This is a genomic window from Phascolarctobacterium sp. Marseille-Q4147, from assembly GCF_017968825.1.
Taxonomy (GTDB): domain Bacteria; phylum Bacillota; class Negativicutes; order Acidaminococcales; family Acidaminococcaceae; genus Phascolarctobacterium_A.
The window spans coordinates 1,530,051-1,547,477 of record NZ_CP072874.1; the positions used below are offsets into that span (position 1 = coordinate 1,530,051).

Genomic DNA, 17,427 nt, shown 5'->3' on the forward strand with positions numbered 1-17,427 from the left:
GCGTAAAGCAAAAAAGCTGCCGCAAATGCGGCAGCCGGGCTGCGCTCTTTTCAGTAGAAAAGCAGCTGGGTTTTGTAGACGGCGCTGACGCCGGCATTCAGAGCAAAGAGGCAGCCAAGCGAAAGCGCTATGAGCAGAGCAGCTTCCTTGCTGTTTAACGGCTGTTGCTGGTGCATGGCGCGGCTGATAGCCTTGCCGCATAAAACGATCAGCATGCCCAAAAGAAATAAAGAGAAAAATATATTCAGCATTATAATGGCTCCTTTTGTTATAAGCTGTTTACAAGCAGATAAATATTTATAGAATTAGTATACCACACTTTTCGTGAAATATGGTATACTATTATAGATATATTCAGCAAAATATCGCAGATTTAGATTCTGCTAAGTTCCAAAAAGAGAAGGGTGATTAGTATGGAAACAAGAGTAGCTGTTATTTCTCTGATTGTAACGCAGCCTGAGGCCGTGGAAGAGCTTAACGCAATTTTACACACCTACAGCAGTTATATTATCGGCCGCATGGGCCTGCCATATCGCCAGAAGAATGTTAATATTATCTGCGTAGCCGTTGATGCACCGCAGGATATTATCAGCGCTATGAGCGGTAAGCTGGGACTGCTGGCCGGTGTGAATGCCAAAACTGCTTATTCCAACGTAATTGCTAAGGAATAAAACTGCTGGGTACAAACTATCTGACGGGAAAGATATTACTGACCTGTAAGGAGGAGACAAAATGTATAATGCAAAATCAATGAAGGCCGAAGAATTTATCTGTCATGAGGAAATCCTCGACACGCTTGCTTATGCTGAGGCCAACAAAAACAACAAGGAGCTGTTGGAGCAGATTATTGCCAAGGCCAAGCTGCGCAAGGGCTTGAGCCATCGTGAGGCCAGCGTACTGCTTGCCTGCGAGGACGAAAAGCTAGTGCAGGAAATGTTTGCTCTGGCTGAGCAGATTAAAAAGGACTTTTACGGCAACCGTATAGTGCTGTTTGCTCCGCTGTATTTATCCAATTATTGCATCAATCACTGCGTTTACTGTCCTTATCATGCTACCAACAAGCATATCGGACGCAAAAAGCTGACGCAGGACGAGGTACGCGACGAGGTTATCGCGCTGCAGGATATGGGCCATAAACGCCTGGCGCTGGAGGCCGGCGAGGACCCGGTAAACAATCCTATTGAATACATTCTGGACTGCATCAAGACTATCTATTCTATTAAGCATAAAAACGGCGCTATCCGCCGCGTAAACGTAAACATTGCGGCTACTACCGTAGAAAATTACCGCAAACTGAAGGAAGCAGGCATCGGTACCTATATCCTCTTCCAGGAAACCTATCATAAGGAAAGCTATGAGAACCTGCACCCGCGTGGACCGAAGCACAATTACGCTTACCATACGGAGGCTATGGACAGAGCTATGGAGGGCGGCATTGATGATGTCGGCTTGGGCGTACTGTTCGGTTTGGAACGTTACCGCTACGAGCTGGCCGGCCTTTTGATGCATGCCGAGCATCTGGAGGCAGTGCATGGCGTAGGTCCGCATACCATCAGCGTACCGCGTATCAAACGCGCCGACGATATCGACCCGGGCGTTTTTGACAACGGTATTGATGATGCAACCTTCTGCAAGATTATTGCTATTATCCGTATTGCTGTTCCTTATACAGGCATGATTATTTCTACGCGTGAAAATCAGGCTGTGCGTGAAAAGGCTTTACATTTGGGCATTTCGCAAATCAGTGGCGGCTCGCGTACTTCCGTAGGCGGTTACACCGAGGATGTGCGCCCGACTGATACCGAGCAGTTTGACGTTTCTGACCAACGTTCTTTGGATGAAGTAATAGAATGGCTGATGGAGCTTGGTTTCCTGCCTTCCTTCTGTACTGCCTGCTACCGTGCTGGACGTACCGGCGACAGATTTATGGAGCTGTGCAAGTCTAAGCAGATTCAGAACTGCTGCCATCCTAATGCGCTGCTGACGCTGAAGGAATATCTGGAGGATTATGCTTCCCCGGCAACTAAGGCTTTGGGCGAAAAACTGGTACAGGCCGAGCTGCCGAACATTCCGCAGGAAAAGGTGCGTGAGGTTTGCGTAGAGCGTCTGCAAAAAATTGCTCAGGGTGAAAGAGATTTCCGTTTCTAAAATAAAAAAAGACAAGCCTGCGGGTGCAGGCTTGCGTTGCAAATACTAAAAAACCGCTGCAGAGCTTCTGCAGCGGTTTTGTGCTTTAGTAGTCTTATTCGTTCAGCAGGTGCAGGTATTCAAAGAGCTTGAAGGCAAGGCTCATAATAATAGCAACAACAGTTGCCAAAACCATGCCCTGTACGGAAAAGGCGCCGAAAGAAAGCTTCGCACCGGAAAGACCGATAATCATAATAACAGAGGTCATTACGAGGTTAGAGGATTTGCTGTAATCTACCTGACGTTCAACAAGTACGCGGATACCGCTGGCAGCGATTACGCCGAACAGCAGGATGCAGATACCGCCCATAACAGGAACGGGGATACTGTGAATCAGCTCGCTGAGCTTACCGCAGAAGGAAAGAATAATCGCCATGACAGCAGCGCCGCCGATAACCCAGGTGCTGTAAACCTTGGTAATTGCCATAACGCCGATGTTTTCACCATAGGTGGTGTTCGGAGTTGCGCCGGCAAAGCCGCTGATAACATTGGAAAGACCGTCAGCAAACAGGGAACGGGACAGGCCGGGATCCTTAATCAGGTCGCGGTCAACAATGTTGCCGGTTACTACGAGATGGCCTATATGCTCAGCCAAAACAACGAGTGCTGCCGGAGCAATAATCATAATAGCGTTGATATCGAAAACCGGAGCGTAGAAATGCGGTACCTGGAACCAGGGTGCGTCGATTACCGGCTGGAAGTTGACGATACCCATGATAGCAGCAAAAACATAACCGCAGACAACGCCGAAGAGAATCGGGATGATGCTCATAAAGCCGCGGAAGGCAACGGAGCCGATAACGCCGACAGCCAATGTGAACATAGAAATAGCAACGTTGACCATGTCGATTTTATCGCCGGTCAAACCTGCCATGTTGGCTGCAACAGGTGCCAGCTCCAAACCGATAACAGCAATAATTGCGCCCATTGCTGCCGGCGGGAAGATGACATCAATCCATTTGGTACCTACGCAGTGGATAATCAGCGAGAAAAGCATGAACAGCAGACCAAAAACGATGAAGCCGGACTGTGCATGATTATAGGCAGATGTGGACATAATCAGCAGTACAGGAGAAATGAAGGCAAAGCTGGAGCCGAGATAGGAAGGGATTTTGCCTTTGGTGATAAAGATGTAGAGCAGGGTGCCCAGGCCGTTCATAAACAGGCAGGTGGTAGGGTTGACCTTGAATAAAAAGGGAACCAGCACGGTGGAGCCGAACATAGCGAACAGATGCTGGATACTTAAAGGAATGTTAAGTAGTAATGGCGGACGTTCTTCAACTTGAATAACTTTGCGTTCCAAAATAAATAACCTCTTTTCTTAAAATTTGCTATGATAATTTTACGTGGATTTTACATTAATTGCAAGGAGTTTTTAGGAAAAGTGTAAAAAAGTTTGCATAATCTCGGATTTTCAGATGAAGTGCCGCTCTTGTGTGATGCTTCAGAAGCAAGTATAATAAAGCTGTCATCTATGCTATTTATATTTCTGTTGTTGATTTTTTCTAGATGAAGGGGGAATAAAAATGTTAAAAGTAAATCAGGAGCGTGTGGCCAAGCTTTTACAGGGTTTGGCAGCTTTTACAGATAGTGCGGATGGTGTTACCCGTCTTGCCTACAGTCCGCTGGATAAAAAGGCTCAGAGCTGGTTGTTGGAGCAGGTGAAGGATTTGCATTTGCAAATCCGTACAGATGCTGTTGGCAATGTTTTTTTGCGTCGCGAGGGTAAACAGTCCCAGCTGGCGCCGGTGGCCGGCGGTTCACATCTGGACACTGTTATCCATGGCGGTGCCTATGACGGCATGTGCGGTGTGGTAGGTGCCCTGGAGGCGCTGTATATGCTGCAGGACGAGGAGCTTGAGCACAGCATTGAGGTGATTATTTTCCGTGCGGAGGAATCGAGCCGCTTCGGCTTTGCAACTATGGGCAGCAAGCTGCTGACAGGCAGCGCAGCGCCGGAGCAGCTGAACAATGGAGCCAAGAAAGGTGATATCAGCTTTATCGAGGCCTTGCGTGAATGGGGCTGTGATCCTGACGCTTATCGTGATGCCGTAATTGCGCCCGGCAGCTATAAGTGCTTTGCGGAGCTGCATATCGAGCAGGGCAAGGTGCTGGAGCAAACGCAGCACCAGCTGGGCATCGTGCATAATATTGCGGCACCGACGCGCTTTAAAATTCATATCAAGGGCATGGCCGACCATAGCGGTGCAACGCCGATGGGCATGCGCCGTGATGCGCTCGTCAGCGCTGCTAAGCTCATTTTAGCGGTGAACGAGGCTGCTGAAACAGAAAAAGCCAACGGCAGTGTCGGTACCGTTGGCGTGGTTGACGTAGAACCCGGTTCAATTAACGTTGTGCCGGGAGCAGTTACGCTGTGGGTTGATGTGCGTGGTGTTGATAAAGACAGCATTGAGCGCGTACTGCAAAGCATCCGCGAGCAGGCCGAAAACGTTGCTGTTTGCGACGGCGTCGGCGTGCAGATAGAAATGCTGACTGCAGACAGCCCTGTTGCTTTGGATAAGGTTTTGGCCGCGCAGAGCGAAGCGATATGTGCGGAAAAGGGCTTCAGCTTCTTGCATATGAACAGTGGCGCCGGCCATGATGCTATGCATATGACGAAAATCTGCCCCACGACGATGCTGTTTATTCCCTGTCGCGCAGGCATCAGCCATAACCCGGCAGAGTACGCTTCAACTGAGGATATCTGCCGCGGCATCGAGGTGCTGGCGGAGGTTTTGCGTCGGGAGGCAAATTGACAATAACAAAAAACTGTTATAATTAAGAATAGAGATAGCCGATTGTGGTAGGTCGGCTTTCCTTGCAAAGTTTGAGTTTGAAGGAAGCCGCCTCTACACTAGGCGGTTTTTTTTCATGCCTTTTATACTCCTGTACCGTCAAAGCAGGGGATGAAATCTTTGCAGGCTGCATCACCCTCCTGCACAAAGCCATCTTCGATAGTGCTTTGCAGCAGGTAGTTTTCCAGTTCCTTGTATTCCTCATCCGTAACCTTACGGTTGATTTCAGGATATTCGCTGGCGCGGCCGCAGGGAACATACTGGTGCATCAGGCTGAACATTACCTGCCCGGGCTTGAAGTTGGCAGCAACCCAGTCGATAATTCTCTTGGTGTTGTCCGGCATGCCGGGCATAATCAGATGACGGATAATAACGCCTTTCGTCATAATACCGTTATCATCAATATGGTAGTCACCGACTTGATTATACATTTCCTTAATTGCTTCGGTTGCGATGCGGAAGTAGTAGGGTGCATTGCTGTATTTAATAGCAGCCATATCGTCGCTGTATTTTAAATCAGGCAGATAAATCTGCACCTTGCCTTTAAGGCGGCGCAGTGTATCCTGCGTTTCAAAGCCGCTGGTGTTATAAACAACAGGCACCGGCAGAGGCTCGTCCAAACTTTGCAGTACTGCCTCGGTAAAATGGGTGGGCGTAACAAGATTGATATTGTGCGCACCTTGGGCGATAAGCTCGTGATAGATTTCTTTCAGACGTTCAATAGTAATTTCCTTGCCGAAGCCTTTGCAGCTGATGTCATAGTTCTGGCAGAAAACACAGTGCAGGTTGCAGCCGGAAAAGAAAACCGTACCGCTGCCTTTAGTGCCGCTGATGACGGGCTCTTCCCACATATGCAGGCCGGCGCGGGCAACAATCGGAGCGAGTCCTACGCCGCAGCTGCCGAAGCAGCCGGTAGTATCAGACATATTTGCCGGGCGGTCTACGCCGCAGCGATGCGGACATACATAACAGAGAGTCATATTATTTCCTCCTTTGAAAATTAGAGCTGTTATTGGTGTTATTGGTATTATATGATGGCTGAGAGGGTACATCATACGTTTAATGATAATGTTATGACAGGCAAAACCGCTCTCCGTCATTTCTTGGCGATGACATCCGTCCGAGGGCTTTCTTCCTTGCCTTACGGGCAATTCATCTTATCTCTTCTGGGAGAGATTCTCTTCTGCAACACTCTAATTCGTTATACCATTATTCTACCACAATCGCCCGGTATTGACAAAAACAACGAGGCATCTTATAATTTTAGTATTAGGTCATATAACTGACGGAAGTGGGTTACCACAGGGGAGTATGACCGGTAGCACGCCGACCGTCTGGGCAAAGATTTTTTCTTGTGCCAGTGAGTCGGTTTTTTTGTTTGTCTAAGTGACTGGCACTATACAAAAGAGGAGGAGTTATAGTGAAAGAATTAGCATTAAAATATGGCTGCAATCCTAATCAGGGCAGCGCACGTATTTACATGAACAATGGCAGCGAGCTGCCGATTGAGGTACTGAACGGCCGCCCCGGCTACATCAATTTCCTCGACGCTTTTAACAGCTGGCAGCTGGTAAAGGAGCTGAAGGAAGCAACCGGCCTGCCGGCAGCAGCATCCTTTAAGCATGTAAGCCCTGCAGGCGCTGCAGTAGGCCTGCCGCTGAGCGATACTTTGAAGAAAATTTATTATGTAGATGACCTGGAGCTTTCTCCGCTGGCAAATGCTTATGCACGCGCTCGTGGCGCTGACCGCATGAGCTCCTACGGCGATTTTGTTGCTTTGTCCGACGTTTGCGACGTGCAGACCGCTAAAATGCTGGCACGCGAGGTTTCCGACGGTGTTATTGCACCCGGTTATACCGAAGAAGCACTTACTGTTCTGAAAGGCAAACGCAAAGGCACCTACAACATTATTAAAATTGATGAAAATTACAAGCCGGAACTGCTGGAGCACAAGCAGGTATTCGGTATTACCTTCGAGCAGGAGCGTAACGAAGCTAAAATTACCGCTGACCTGCTGCAAAACCGTCCGACCGTGAATAAAGAAATTCCGGAAGGCGCAGCACGCGACCTGCTGATTTCCTTAATCGTTTTGAAATACACTCAGTCCAACTCCGTTTGCTATGTAAAAGACGGTCAGGCTATCGGCATCGGCGCCGGCCAGCAATCTCGCGTACATTGCACCCGTCTTGCAGGTGGTAAGGCTGATATCTGGTGGCTGCGCCAAAATCCGAAGGTTTTGGCTCTGCCGTTTAAAGACAGCATCCGTCGTCCCGACCGCGACAACACCATCGACGTTTACATCTCCGATGATTATGAGGATGTACTGGCTGACGGCGTATGGGAAAACTTCTTCACTGAAAAACCGGAACCGCTGACTCGCGAAGAGAAAAAGGCTTGGGTTGCACAGCTGAAGGATGTTGCTCTTGGCAGTGACGCATTCTTCCCGTTCGGCGATAACATTGAGCGTGCGCATCGCAGCGGCGTTCAGTATATTGCACAGGCAGGCGGCTCTATCCGTGATGATAATGTTATCGAAACCTGCGACAAGTACGGTATTGCTATGGCATTCACCGGCCTGCGCCTGTTCCACCACTAAGATAGCTTTATAATGAACTTTCGTCCCACTCGTCTGACGGGTGGGACGTTTTCATTTTCTCCTCTTTTACTTTTGCCAAACCCAACACACTCAAAAATACTCACGACTTTATTGCAAATTACTTAATTTGCATGTATGATTGATTACAGGCAATCTTTTACAAAAGCGTAAAGTAAAATGCCTATATCATAATTAAAACTAACTCCATTCCTATGAGGTGATAATATGCTTCTTAAAGAAATGAATTTCCGTGACATCGTGGATAAATATCTTTACATAGATGCAGTCGGCGTGGCGCAAAACCTTGGCAGAATTTTTGAGGTAACAGAAGATGCTACCGGCGTGCTCTGCTATGGCTATATAGATGCACAGGCAGGCATCTGCTTCGAAATATTATGTTGCGCCGTATATGATGCAGCTAAAAATACGTTGAAGCTGTTGCATGGCAATGACGAGCAATCAGCGAAGATACGCTTAGCTGAGCTGTTGGAAGCGCAGGCAGCTGTGCTGCCGAGCGAAATGCCTAGGCTGAGCGAGTTTCAAAGCAAGGTTGCAACAGTGCAAAAAACATATAAAGCCGATGAAGCAACGGAAGCCATGCGCAAGCTTACTTCGTTAGATCCGGCAAGACTTGCGGCGCATCCCGATATCGTCACGGTTTATCTGGTGTGCGGCGATGAGGCCGAAGCAGCTCATGTGCTGCTTAAGGAGGTACGCGAGGTAAATATTATCGGTACGCTGCTTTCCGAGCCTGAAACTGCAAATGGTCTGCATAAGGGCGATGAAATCAGCTTTTTCCTGGTGCGTAACGAAAAAGGCATTATGTGCATGAAGGTGTTGGAGAAATAAGCAAAAGAAAGGACATAGACGCTGAGCTAGGCTCGGCAAGGTGATTATTTGAGTTCTGTAAAAAGAAACAGGTATATGGATGGCAAGCTGCTTTTAGCTTATCCTGATGATTATACTGTTTTAGATATTGAAACTACCGGATTGAGTCCGCAAAATGATTATATAACGGAAATCTCGGCCATAAAATACCGCAATAATCGCAGAGTAGATGAATTTTCCAGCTTAGTTAAGCCGGAATTATCTATTCCGTATTATATTACACGGCTTACCGGCATCGATGACGCTATGGTAGCAGATGCTCCGGCAATCGACGAGGTAATTTTATCCTTTATGGATTTTTTGGCTGATGATATTATTGCAGGCTATAATGTAGGCTTTGATTTGAGCTTTATTGCCGAAAATCTGGCAGGCTATTATGCCAAAAGATTAGCCAATAATTATGTTGATGTTATGAAGCTGGCGCAGAATGAATTGCCGTTTTTAGGCAGGTATAAGCAGACTGTGGTCGCCGAATACTTCAACATTGCTACAGCAGGTGCGCACAGGGCGCTTGTTGACTGCAATATTTGCAATGGCTGCTACCAAAAGCTGAAGGAGCTGGCGATGGCTGATTATCATCTGCCGCCGCAGCAAAGAGAGCTTGCAGTTGTACCGTCTTTCAGGTGCTTAAGACCGTTGGCAGATAAAAATATAGTTCTGTTAGGCTCTTTTGACAGCCTTTATCTTAAAAACCTTCGGGAGATACTGACTGCGCTTGGTGCAAGCGTTGCTTATCATGTTACAGCAGCTTCTGATATGGTTATTGTCGGCACGGCTGATGCTTCCGTGTGTGACAGTACAGATTTGCAGCTTGCCATCAGTATGAAAAGCGCGGGCAGGAATATCTATATTCTTAAAGAGGATGTATTTTGCCAATCAGTGCTGGATAAAGGCTGGCTGAGGGTTGTGGGCTGAAACGTAACAACAAACAAAAAAACGCTTACGCCCCACGCATCACGTGGGATGTAAGCGTTTAATTTTTTGTGGTTATTCAATCAAACCTTTAGGAGAAATTACTTCGCCGTTATCAAAAGCAATGTAGGTGACTTGAATTTTTACGGTTTCTTTGGTAATATCCAGATTCATCAGCTTTTTGTCATCCGGCAACATGGAATTCAGAGTTTTGCTGGTTGTGAGCTCCACTGCCTGTCCGGGGGCAATACTGCCCTGGTAATGCTCAGGATAGGAATAAAGCTGTTCGCCCTTATCGTTGAGAACGGTTACATCGTAATACATACGGTTGATAGCAACACTGCTCATGTTTTTGGCCATGATGGTAGCGGTAAGCGTAGCTTTTTCTTCGCTGCCTGCTTTGTTATTGTCCTTGTTCAGCGTCAGACGTTCGCTGGTTGCCTGCAGTGCTTTATTCAGACGTTCCATAACAGGCTTGTTCAGCAGAGCTTGTTTAGCACGTTTAGCTGCGTCTAATTGGATGATAAAGTCTGCCAGATTGCTGACTTTTTTTATCTGCCAATCGCCTTTATCATTTTGCTGCATCAACAGCTCGGCAATAAAATCCTTTTCCAGATCCTTATCGCGCAGTACCAGCGTTGCTTTAGCTGTTTCGCCTTCATGCTTGCTGAGCTTCAGATCTTTGACAGTAAGGTTTTGGATGGGGATGTGACGCTCCAGGTTACGCTTCATAGCATCCGGTACCGGGTCGACTGTCTGCTTAGGCGCATTGTCCGGCTTAGCGGCGATTTTGTCTAAAGCCTCCTGCGTCATCAGGTCTACAACGGACGGCTTCAGCATATGCAGAATGCCGAGTGCGAACGGGTTGGAGAAAACATTATCATTGTTGATTTTGCTTTCTGCCTTGATGATATCCTCAAAAGCGTTGTCCATAACAGATGGAACATCAACATATCGTGAAAATTTTGCACTGTCATGCTGCTGCAGTGCAACACGCGCTTCATTTAGAGCGTAGGCCGGTGTACGGATGAAATAAAGAAAATAAAAGGCTGCGCCTGCAAGGGCAGCGAGCAGAATAAATACAACAAACCATTTCTTTTTGCTTTGCATGATTTTGACCTTCCTAAACTATATTAAAAGGCAATCGGAAAAATTCTTTGCCTGCATATATTGTAATCATCTTAAGGGCAGATTTCAATACCTACTACTAAAATATTTTATAAATTATTCCCTACTTCTTTCCGTGGGAAATGTTGCGGGAAGTGAGTGTAATTGGTTATAATATAATGATAGACTGATTTTACACGGAGGTATTTACATGAGTGATAAAAATAAAACCTACTGTCTGATAAATTATGGCTGCCAGATGAATGAATCCGATACGGAGCATTATGCAGGACAGCTGCAAGAGCTTGGTTATGCGCCTAATCCTGATTTTCATACCGCAGATATAATCATCGTTAACACCTGCTGCGTGCGCGAAAGTGCGGAAAAGAAAATTGCCGGCAAAATTGGCGAATTAAAGGCTGTAAAACGTGCCAATCCGGATGTAGTTATCTGTGTGGCCGGTTGCATGGCACAGAAGGACGGCGAAAAGCTGCGCAAAAAGCATCCTCAGGTAGATTTGCTGCTGGGTACTGCTTACGTTAACGATTTCAAGCGTTTGCTGCTGGAATTTCTGGCAGAGCGCAAGGCTGCGGTTTATACCGATCTGACTATTCATCAAAGTGAGTTTGAAGGTCATATGGTACGCCAAAGCTCTTTTGCTGCCTGGATTCCTATTATGTATGGCTGCAATAATTTCTGCACCTACTGCATCGTGCCGTATGTACGCGGACGCGAGCGCAGCCGCAGCATCGATAATATTGTTGCCGAGATTGAGGCAGCGGTGAAGGATGGTTATAAAGAATTTACTCTGCTGGGACAAAACGTTAATTCCTACGGCAAGGATTTTGGTGACAAGGATGCTTTCGCTAAGCTGCTGCGCCGTGTAGATGCTATTCCCGGCGTTGAGCGTATTCATTATATGACCAGTCATCCGCGCGATATGAGCGAAGAGGTTATCAAGGCTGTTGCAGAATGCGAGCATATCTGCGAAAACTTCCATCTGCCGTTCCAGGCAGGCAGCTCGGAAATTCTGCGCCGCATGAACCGCGGTTATACTAAGGAAAAATATCTGGAGCTGGTTAAGCTGGTACGCAAGTATGTGCCGGACGCAGCGATTACTACAGATATTATTGTAGGCTTCCCCGGCGAAACCGAAGAGGACTTTGAGGAAACTCTCGATGTTGTGCGTCAGGTTGGCTTTACCTCTGCTTATACCTTTATTTATTCCAAGCGCAGCGGTACACCTGCTGCCAAGATGGAAAACCAGGTGCCGCTGGCAGTGAAGAAGGAGCGTTTGAACCGTTTGATGGCGCTGCAGAACGAAAACAGCCTGAAGTGCCATGAAAAGCTGGTAGGTCAGACTGTGGAAGTGCTGGCAGAAGGTCCCAGCAAGCAGAAAACCGTCTGGAACGGACGCACACGCACAGGAGTTTTGGTGCTGTGGCCGATTGAAGATAAGCAATACGAGGTAGGACAAAAGGTTAACGTGCAGATTGACGCTGCACAGACCTGGCTTGTGAAAGGTAAGGCGGTTGATTAATGGCTGCTGCAAATGTTACGCCCATGGTACAGCAATATATGGCAGTGAAGCAGGAGCATCAGAATGAGCTGCTTTTCTTCCGTCTGGGCGATTTTTATGAAATGTTTTTTGACGATGCTATTACGGCATCACGTGAACTTAATTTAACACTGACCAAGCGCTCCAACGGCATGGAGCATATGCCGATGTGCGGTGTACCTTATCATTCGGTTGACGGTTACATCGCCAAGCTGATAAAAAAAGGCTATCGCATCGCTATCTGCGAGCAGGTGGAGGATCCTAAGCTCGCCAAAGGCATTGTAGAGCGCAAGGTTATTAAAATTATTACGCCGGGAACGGCACTGAACGAACAGCTTCTGGAGGATAAGCATAACCGCTATCTGGTATTTTTACAGCAGGCTCAGGAAAAGGGAATGTGCCTGGCAGCGGCCGATGTAACTACGGGCGAGTGCGAATGGTTCCTTGACCAGACATCGGAAAGCTTTTTGAATATCACCGAGCAGCTTTACAGACTGCAGCCAGCAGAGCTTGTTGTGCATCTTGCTTCGGAGAAAATGAGTGAGAAGCTGCAGGAATGGCTGGCTGCAAGATTGCCGGAATGCGTTGTTACGCATTATGACGAGAGTACGCCGGAGGCTGATTATTTTGCGCAGCACTTTGCCGGTTGTGATGTGCCGGATGAGGTACACAGTACGGTTGAGCTTTTGCTGCGCTATCTGCACGGAACGGTTATGGCCGATTTGAGCCATATTAACCGTTTGGTACGAATTGAACGCAACAGCTTTATGAATCTTGATGTGACAGCTGTCCGCAATCTGGAGCTGGTTCGCAATATGACGGATGGCTCGAAGCGCGGTACGCTTTTGCAGGTGCTGGATTTTACCAATACCTCGATGGGTGCGCGCCGTCTGCGCAGCTGGATTGAAAGCCCGCTGCTGGATGTAGGCCGCATTTATGAGCGTCAGGAGGCGGTAGCCGAGCTGGCGGCAGCCGCAGAGCTGCGCGAAGCGATTGTGGCGCAGCTGAAGGCAGTTGCGGATCTGGAGCGTATTGTCAGCCGTATTGAGGTAGGCAGTGCCAATGCCAGAGATTTGGTAGCGCTGCGTAATTCTTTAAGCGTACTGCCGGGACTGAAGGGTATTCTGGAAGGCTGCAGCAGCGGACTGCTGCGTAAGCTGTGGAAGGGCCTGCATCTGCACGAGGAGCTGGCAGCAAGGTTGCAGCAGGCGATTGTCGATGAGCCGCCGTTTTCTATTCGCGAGGGCGGCATGATTCGCACCGGTTATAATCAGGAGCTGGATGAGCTGCATCTGATTGCTGCCGACAACAAAACCTGGATGCAGAACTTTGAGCAGAAAATCAAAGAGGAAACCGGCATTAAAACCATGAAGGTCGGCTTCAACAAGGTTTTCGGCTATTATATCGAGGTAAGCAAGGGTCAGAGCAGCAGCGTGCCTCCGTACTTTGTACGTAAGCAGACGCTGGTAAACGCGGAGCGTTATATTGTTCCCGAGCTTAAGGAGTTCGAGAATAAGATTCTCGGTGCCAAGGAAAAAATCGAGCAGCTGGAGTATTATCTGTTTGATGAGCTGCGTACTTTGATTCGCGGCAAAATCAAGGAGATTCAGGAAACTGCCCGCGCCGTCAGCTACATTGATGTGCTGACAGGTTTGGCAGAGGCTGCCTATAAATATAATTATGTAAGACCGGAGCTGAATAATAACGGCGAAATCAAGATTGTTGACGGACGCCATCCTGTAGTAGAGCGCCTGTTGGAAAAGGAGATTTTTGTTCCAAACAACACCAATCTGAATAATGCCGATGAGCGCATGATAATTATTACCGGTCCGAATATGGCAGGTAAATCAACCTACATGCGTCAGGTGGCGCTGCTGGTGCTGATGACGCAAATCGGCAGCTTTATTCCTGCGCGTCAGGCGAGCGTTTGCCCGGTAGATAAGATTTTTACTCGCGTCGGTGCCAGTGATGATCTGGCAACAGGCCAGAGCACCTTTATGGTGGAGATGAACGAGGTAGCGCAGATTTTAAAATACGCTACGAAAAACAGTCTGATTATCCTTGACGAGGTTGGCCGCGGTACCAGTACCTTTGACGGTATGAGTATTGCCCACGCAGTTATGGAATATATCCATGACCGCATCAAGGCAAAGACGCTGTTTGCTACGCATTATCATCAGCTGATTGCTTTGGAAAATGTGCTGAGCGGAGTAAAAAATTATTCCGTTGCCGTCAAAGAAAGAGGCAAGGATATTATCTTCCTGCGCCGTATTGTACCGGGCGGTACCGACCGCAGTTACGGTGTACATGTTGCACGCCTCGCCGGTCTGCCGAAGAAGGTGCTGGAGCGTTCGGAAGAGCTGCTGAAGGAATATGATAATGATAACGGACGTGTACAGCAGCCTGCAGCTGCTGCAGCGCCGGATAATATGATGGGCTCGCTGTTTGGCAGTTCTATTGCCAATGAGCTTTTGAAGCTCGATGTTATGAGTATGACACCGATTGAGGCGATGAGCGCTTTGTATAAATTGCAGGATGAAGCAAGAAAGGAGCTGGGTAAATAATGGCAGAAGAGCATGCCGTCCGTTTGTTGGATACGAATACCGCTAACCAGATTGCTGCCGGCGAGGTTGTAGAAAAGCCTGCGTCCGTAGTAAAGGAATTGGTTGAGAACGCACTGGATGCCGGTGCGGATAAAATTGAAGTAACGATTTTTGCCGGCGGTACGGAATATATCAGAGTAACTGATAATGGCTGCGGCATGAGTGAAGCTGATGCCAAAATGGCTGTGCTGCGCCATGCCACAAGCAAGCTTACGAAGGCTGAGGATTTGCTGAGCCTGAATACCTTGGGCTTTCGCGGTGAAGCCTTGCCCAGTATCGCTTCTGTTTCTAACTTTACGCTGCTGACCCGTCCGGAGAGCGAGGAATTCGCTACCTCCGTCCATATCGACGGCGGTGAAAACACGGAGGTTACGGCAAGCGGCGGCAGTACAGGTACTACCGTAATTGTGGAGAACTTGTTCTTCAACGTGCCTGCACGCCGTAAGTTTTTGAAAACCGTAAGCACCGAGGGCCGTTATATCAGCGAGCTTTTGACAAGGCTGGCGCTTTCGCGTCCCGATGTGCGCTTTAAGCTGGTAAATAATGATAAAGAGGTGCTCAGCACTCCCGGTGACGGTGATTTGGAGCATGCTATCAGAGCGCTGTACGGCAAGAATGTTGCCGAAAATCTTTTGGAGGTATCGCTGAATGATCCCAAGGTAAGAGTAAGCGGCTTTATCGGCAAGCCTACGCTGCTGAAGGGAACGCGCCAGTGGCAGACGTTCTTCGTTAACGGACGCTGCATTGGCAGCAAGATGCTTTCCAAGGCTATGGACCATGCTTATCAGTCGCAGATTCCTAAAAGCGGCTTTCCCTTTGCTGTCATCAATTTAAAGGTTGATACAGCCAGCGTTGATGTTAACGTGCATCCGCAGAAGAGCGAAATCAAATTCAGTGATGACAGCCTTATTTACAAGGCTATGTATAAGGCGCTGACCGATGCGCTGACGAAGCCGATGAGTGCGCAAAAGACGCAGGTAACGCTGCTGCCGGATTCGGAGCTGAATGTATTTGTGAAGCCGCAGCCGCAATCTGTTTCTGTGCCGGTTGCACCTGCACCGCAGCCTAAGCCGGCGTATCAGGCGCCGCAGCCTGTGTTCAAGAGCGGTGCAGAGCCGATTTTTAAAACGCCGGAGCGCAAGGAAGATGTGCAGCCTGCACCTGCTTCCGAAAGTTTGCTGGTGCCTGAGCAGCCTGCGCCTGTTGTGAAAAAGGAGCAGGGAGAGCAGCAGGCAATGTGGCAGCCGTTTGATGATTTTGCCCAAACCGCCGCAACCGTTTCCTACAGCAAGGGATATCAGGAGCCTGTGCTGGAGGTGCATGAGGCGCGCAGTGAATTTGCCAAGCCGCAGCCGGCGGAGGCTGCACCTGCGACTGACAGGGAAACTATTGCTTTTACCGATACCGACAGCGGTATGGATACTATCTGGCCGATTGGTCAGGTTGATAAAACCTTTATTATTGCCCAAAGCGAAACAACGCTTTATCTTATTGATCAGCATGCTGCCCATGAGCGCATTCTTTATGACAAGCTCGTGGCTTCGCATGAGCAGATTCCGTCGCAGCAGCTTTTGATGCCGTTGTATGTAGATATGGCTGCCGATGATATTGCATTGATTGAGGAGCACAGGGATGAATTCCTGGCTTTGGGTGTGGACGCTGCCAGCGCCGGCGAAAGCCTGCTGCGCGTGAGCAGCTTGCCTGCGGATATCAAGGCAGATGCCGCCGAGGATTTTATCAACGCTATCAGCAAAATGCTGCGGGAAATGCGTAATGTCAACGGCAGCGATTTGCGGCAGGAGGTGCTGCACATGACTGCCTGCAAGGCAGCGATTAAGGCAGGACAGCTGCTGAATATGCGGCAGATGCGTCAGCTGATTATTGATTTGTGCAATACTACGCATCCGTTTACCTGCCCGCACGGCAGACCTTGCATGATTGAAATTGACAGCAATCAGCTGTATAAAATGTTTAAAAGGACGGGCTTTTAATGCTTACAGGCAAAATTGGCGTAACAACGGCCAGAAATGCGACAGGCAGCGCCGCTGCAGCTCAGGCCAGGTCCTGGGCGGAGCAGCTGGGCGCACTTTATGTGGAGCGTCCGCATAATATGGGCGTAGACGAGCTTATGGCGCAACATGACTTGGCAGCGCTTGTTGTGGGCGAAAAGGACGGCCCGCGTATTCACAGTGCCGTAGGCAGCTTTGCCTATCATCCGGGGATGGCCGTGCTGCGTCTGCAGCAGCTGAAGCGCGGTGCGACGGAGCATTTGCTGACAGCGCTGGACCTGCGTCCGGGGAAAAGAGTGCTGGATGCTACGCTGGGCCTGGCGGCGGATGCCGCCATCAGCTCCTATGCTGTCGGTGAGGATGGAACGGTTGTAGGGCTGGAGGCTTCACCGCTATTGTATTTTGCCGTGAGCTATGGCCTTAAAAATTACTTTGCCGAGGATGCTGACCTGACGGCGGCACTGCGCCGGATTCAGCCGGTGCAGGCGCTGGCGGAGGATTATCTGGCGCAGTGTGCGCCGGACAGCTTTGATGTTGTTTATTTCGATCCGATGTTCCGCCATCCTGTTAACGGTGCCAAGGGCATGGAAGCATTGCGGCCGCTTTCCTACGAGGAAGCGCTGTCGGCAGAAACGCTGCAGCTGGCATTGCGTGTAGCACCGCGCGTGGTTATCAAGGAGCGCAGCGAATATATTCTGCGCGAGTATGGCTGCGAGGAATTTATCGGCGGTAAATACAGCAGGATTAAGTACGGAATAATAAAAAGGTGATT

General features: G+C 48.7%; 14 protein-coding genes and 1 riboswitch. Of the genes, 10 read left to right on the forward strand and 4 right to left on the reverse strand.

What is annotated here, in order from left to right; translation table 11 throughout:
• Positions 1-50: 50 nt before the first annotated feature.
• Entirely contained in the window at positions 51-251 is a 201-nt protein-coding gene (locus KAH19_RS07250) for a hypothetical protein (protein ID WP_009144888.1), read from the reverse strand.
• Between the two features lie 162 nt (positions 252-413).
• On the opposite strand from KAH19_RS07250, the gene KAH19_RS07255 reads away from it, so the two are divergent.
• Positions 414-671: a TM1266 family iron-only hydrogenase system putative regulator gene (locus tag KAH19_RS07255; protein WP_210684025.1), complete on the forward strand. Its 258-nt coding sequence runs from the start codon at positions 414-416 to the stop codon at positions 669-671.
• A gap of 61 nt (positions 672-732) precedes the next feature.
• Entirely contained in the window at positions 733-2,148 is a 1,416-nt protein-coding gene (gene hydG, locus KAH19_RS07260; RefSeq protein WP_210684026.1) for a [FeFe] hydrogenase H-cluster radical SAM maturase HydG, read from the forward strand.
• Positions 2,149-2,242: 94 nt separating this feature from the next.
• Here hydG and uraA read toward each other — a convergent pair whose 3' ends face one another.
• Positions 2,243-3,490, reverse strand: a complete 1,248-nt coding sequence (uraA, locus tag KAH19_RS07265; RefSeq protein WP_210684027.1) for a uracil permease — start codon at positions 3,488-3,490, stop codon at positions 2,243-2,245.
• A 223-nt stretch (positions 3,491-3,713) separates the two neighbouring features.
• Between uraA and KAH19_RS07270 the strand changes: the two genes are divergently transcribed.
• Entirely contained in the window at positions 3,714-4,943 is a 1,230-nt protein-coding gene (locus KAH19_RS07270; protein ID WP_210684028.1) for a M20 family metallo-hydrolase, read from the forward strand.
• Positions 4,944-5,065: 122 nt separating this feature from the next.
• Here the strand turns inward: KAH19_RS07270 and KAH19_RS07275 are convergent, their stop codons facing one another.
• Positions 5,066-5,962: a radical SAM protein gene (locus KAH19_RS07275; RefSeq protein WP_210684029.1), complete on the reverse strand. Its 897-nt coding sequence runs from the start codon at positions 5,960-5,962 to the stop codon at positions 5,066-5,068.
• A gap of 288 nt (positions 5,963-6,250) precedes the next feature.
• Positions 6,251-6,329: riboswitch (ZMP/ZTP riboswitch) on the forward strand.
• A gap of 70 nt (positions 6,330-6,399) precedes the next feature.
• On the opposite strand from KAH19_RS07275, the gene KAH19_RS07280 reads away from it, so the two are divergent.
• From KAH19_RS07280 to KAH19_RS07290, 3 genes are all read left to right on the forward strand, one after another.
• Entirely contained in the window at positions 6,400-7,578 is a 1,179-nt protein-coding gene (locus KAH19_RS07280) for a phosphoribosylaminoimidazolecarboxamide formyltransferase (protein WP_040564796.1), read from the forward strand.
• 225 nt (positions 7,579-7,803) lie between these two features.
• A complete protein-coding gene (locus KAH19_RS07285) occupies positions 7,804-8,427 on the forward strand; it encodes a hypothetical protein (protein WP_210684031.1) in 624 nt (207 codons plus the stop codon).
• A gap of 75 nt (positions 8,428-8,502) precedes the next feature.
• On the forward strand, positions 8,503-9,381 hold the full coding sequence (locus KAH19_RS07290) for an exonuclease domain-containing protein (RefSeq protein WP_210684032.1): 879 nt from the start codon (positions 8,503-8,505) through the stop codon (positions 9,379-9,381).
• A gap of 72 nt (positions 9,382-9,453) precedes the next feature.
• Here KAH19_RS07290 and KAH19_RS07295 read toward each other — a convergent pair whose 3' ends face one another.
• Complete coding sequence (locus tag KAH19_RS07295) at positions 9,454-10,488, reverse strand: DUF2939 domain-containing protein (RefSeq protein WP_210684033.1); 1,035 nt, start codon at positions 10,486-10,488, stop codon at positions 9,454-9,456.
• Between the two features lie 208 nt (positions 10,489-10,696).
• On the opposite strand from KAH19_RS07295, the gene miaB reads away from it, so the two are divergent.
• From miaB to KAH19_RS07315, 4 genes are read left to right on the forward strand one after another with little or no spacing between them, the layout of a single operon-like run.
• Positions 10,697-12,025, forward strand: a complete 1,329-nt coding sequence (miaB, locus tag KAH19_RS07300; RefSeq protein ID WP_210684034.1) for a tRNA (N6-isopentenyl adenosine(37)-C2)-methylthiotransferase MiaB — start codon at positions 10,697-10,699, stop codon at positions 12,023-12,025.
• Complete coding sequence (gene mutS / locus KAH19_RS07305) at positions 12,025-14,607, forward strand: DNA mismatch repair protein MutS (protein WP_210684035.1); 2,583 nt, start codon at positions 12,025-12,027, stop codon at positions 14,605-14,607. Before miaB ends, mutS begins: the two co-directional genes overlap by 1 nt.
• Entirely contained in the window at positions 14,607-16,637 is a 2,031-nt protein-coding gene (mutL, locus tag KAH19_RS07310) for a DNA mismatch repair endonuclease MutL (RefSeq protein WP_210684036.1), read from the forward strand. The genes mutS and mutL overlap by 1 nt, the downstream gene beginning before the upstream one ends.
• A complete protein-coding gene (locus tag KAH19_RS07315; protein ID WP_210684037.1) occupies positions 16,637-17,425 on the forward strand; it encodes a class I SAM-dependent methyltransferase in 789 nt (262 codons plus the stop codon). Before mutL ends, KAH19_RS07315 begins: the two co-directional genes overlap by 1 nt.
• Positions 17,426-17,427: the final 2 nt, after the last annotated feature.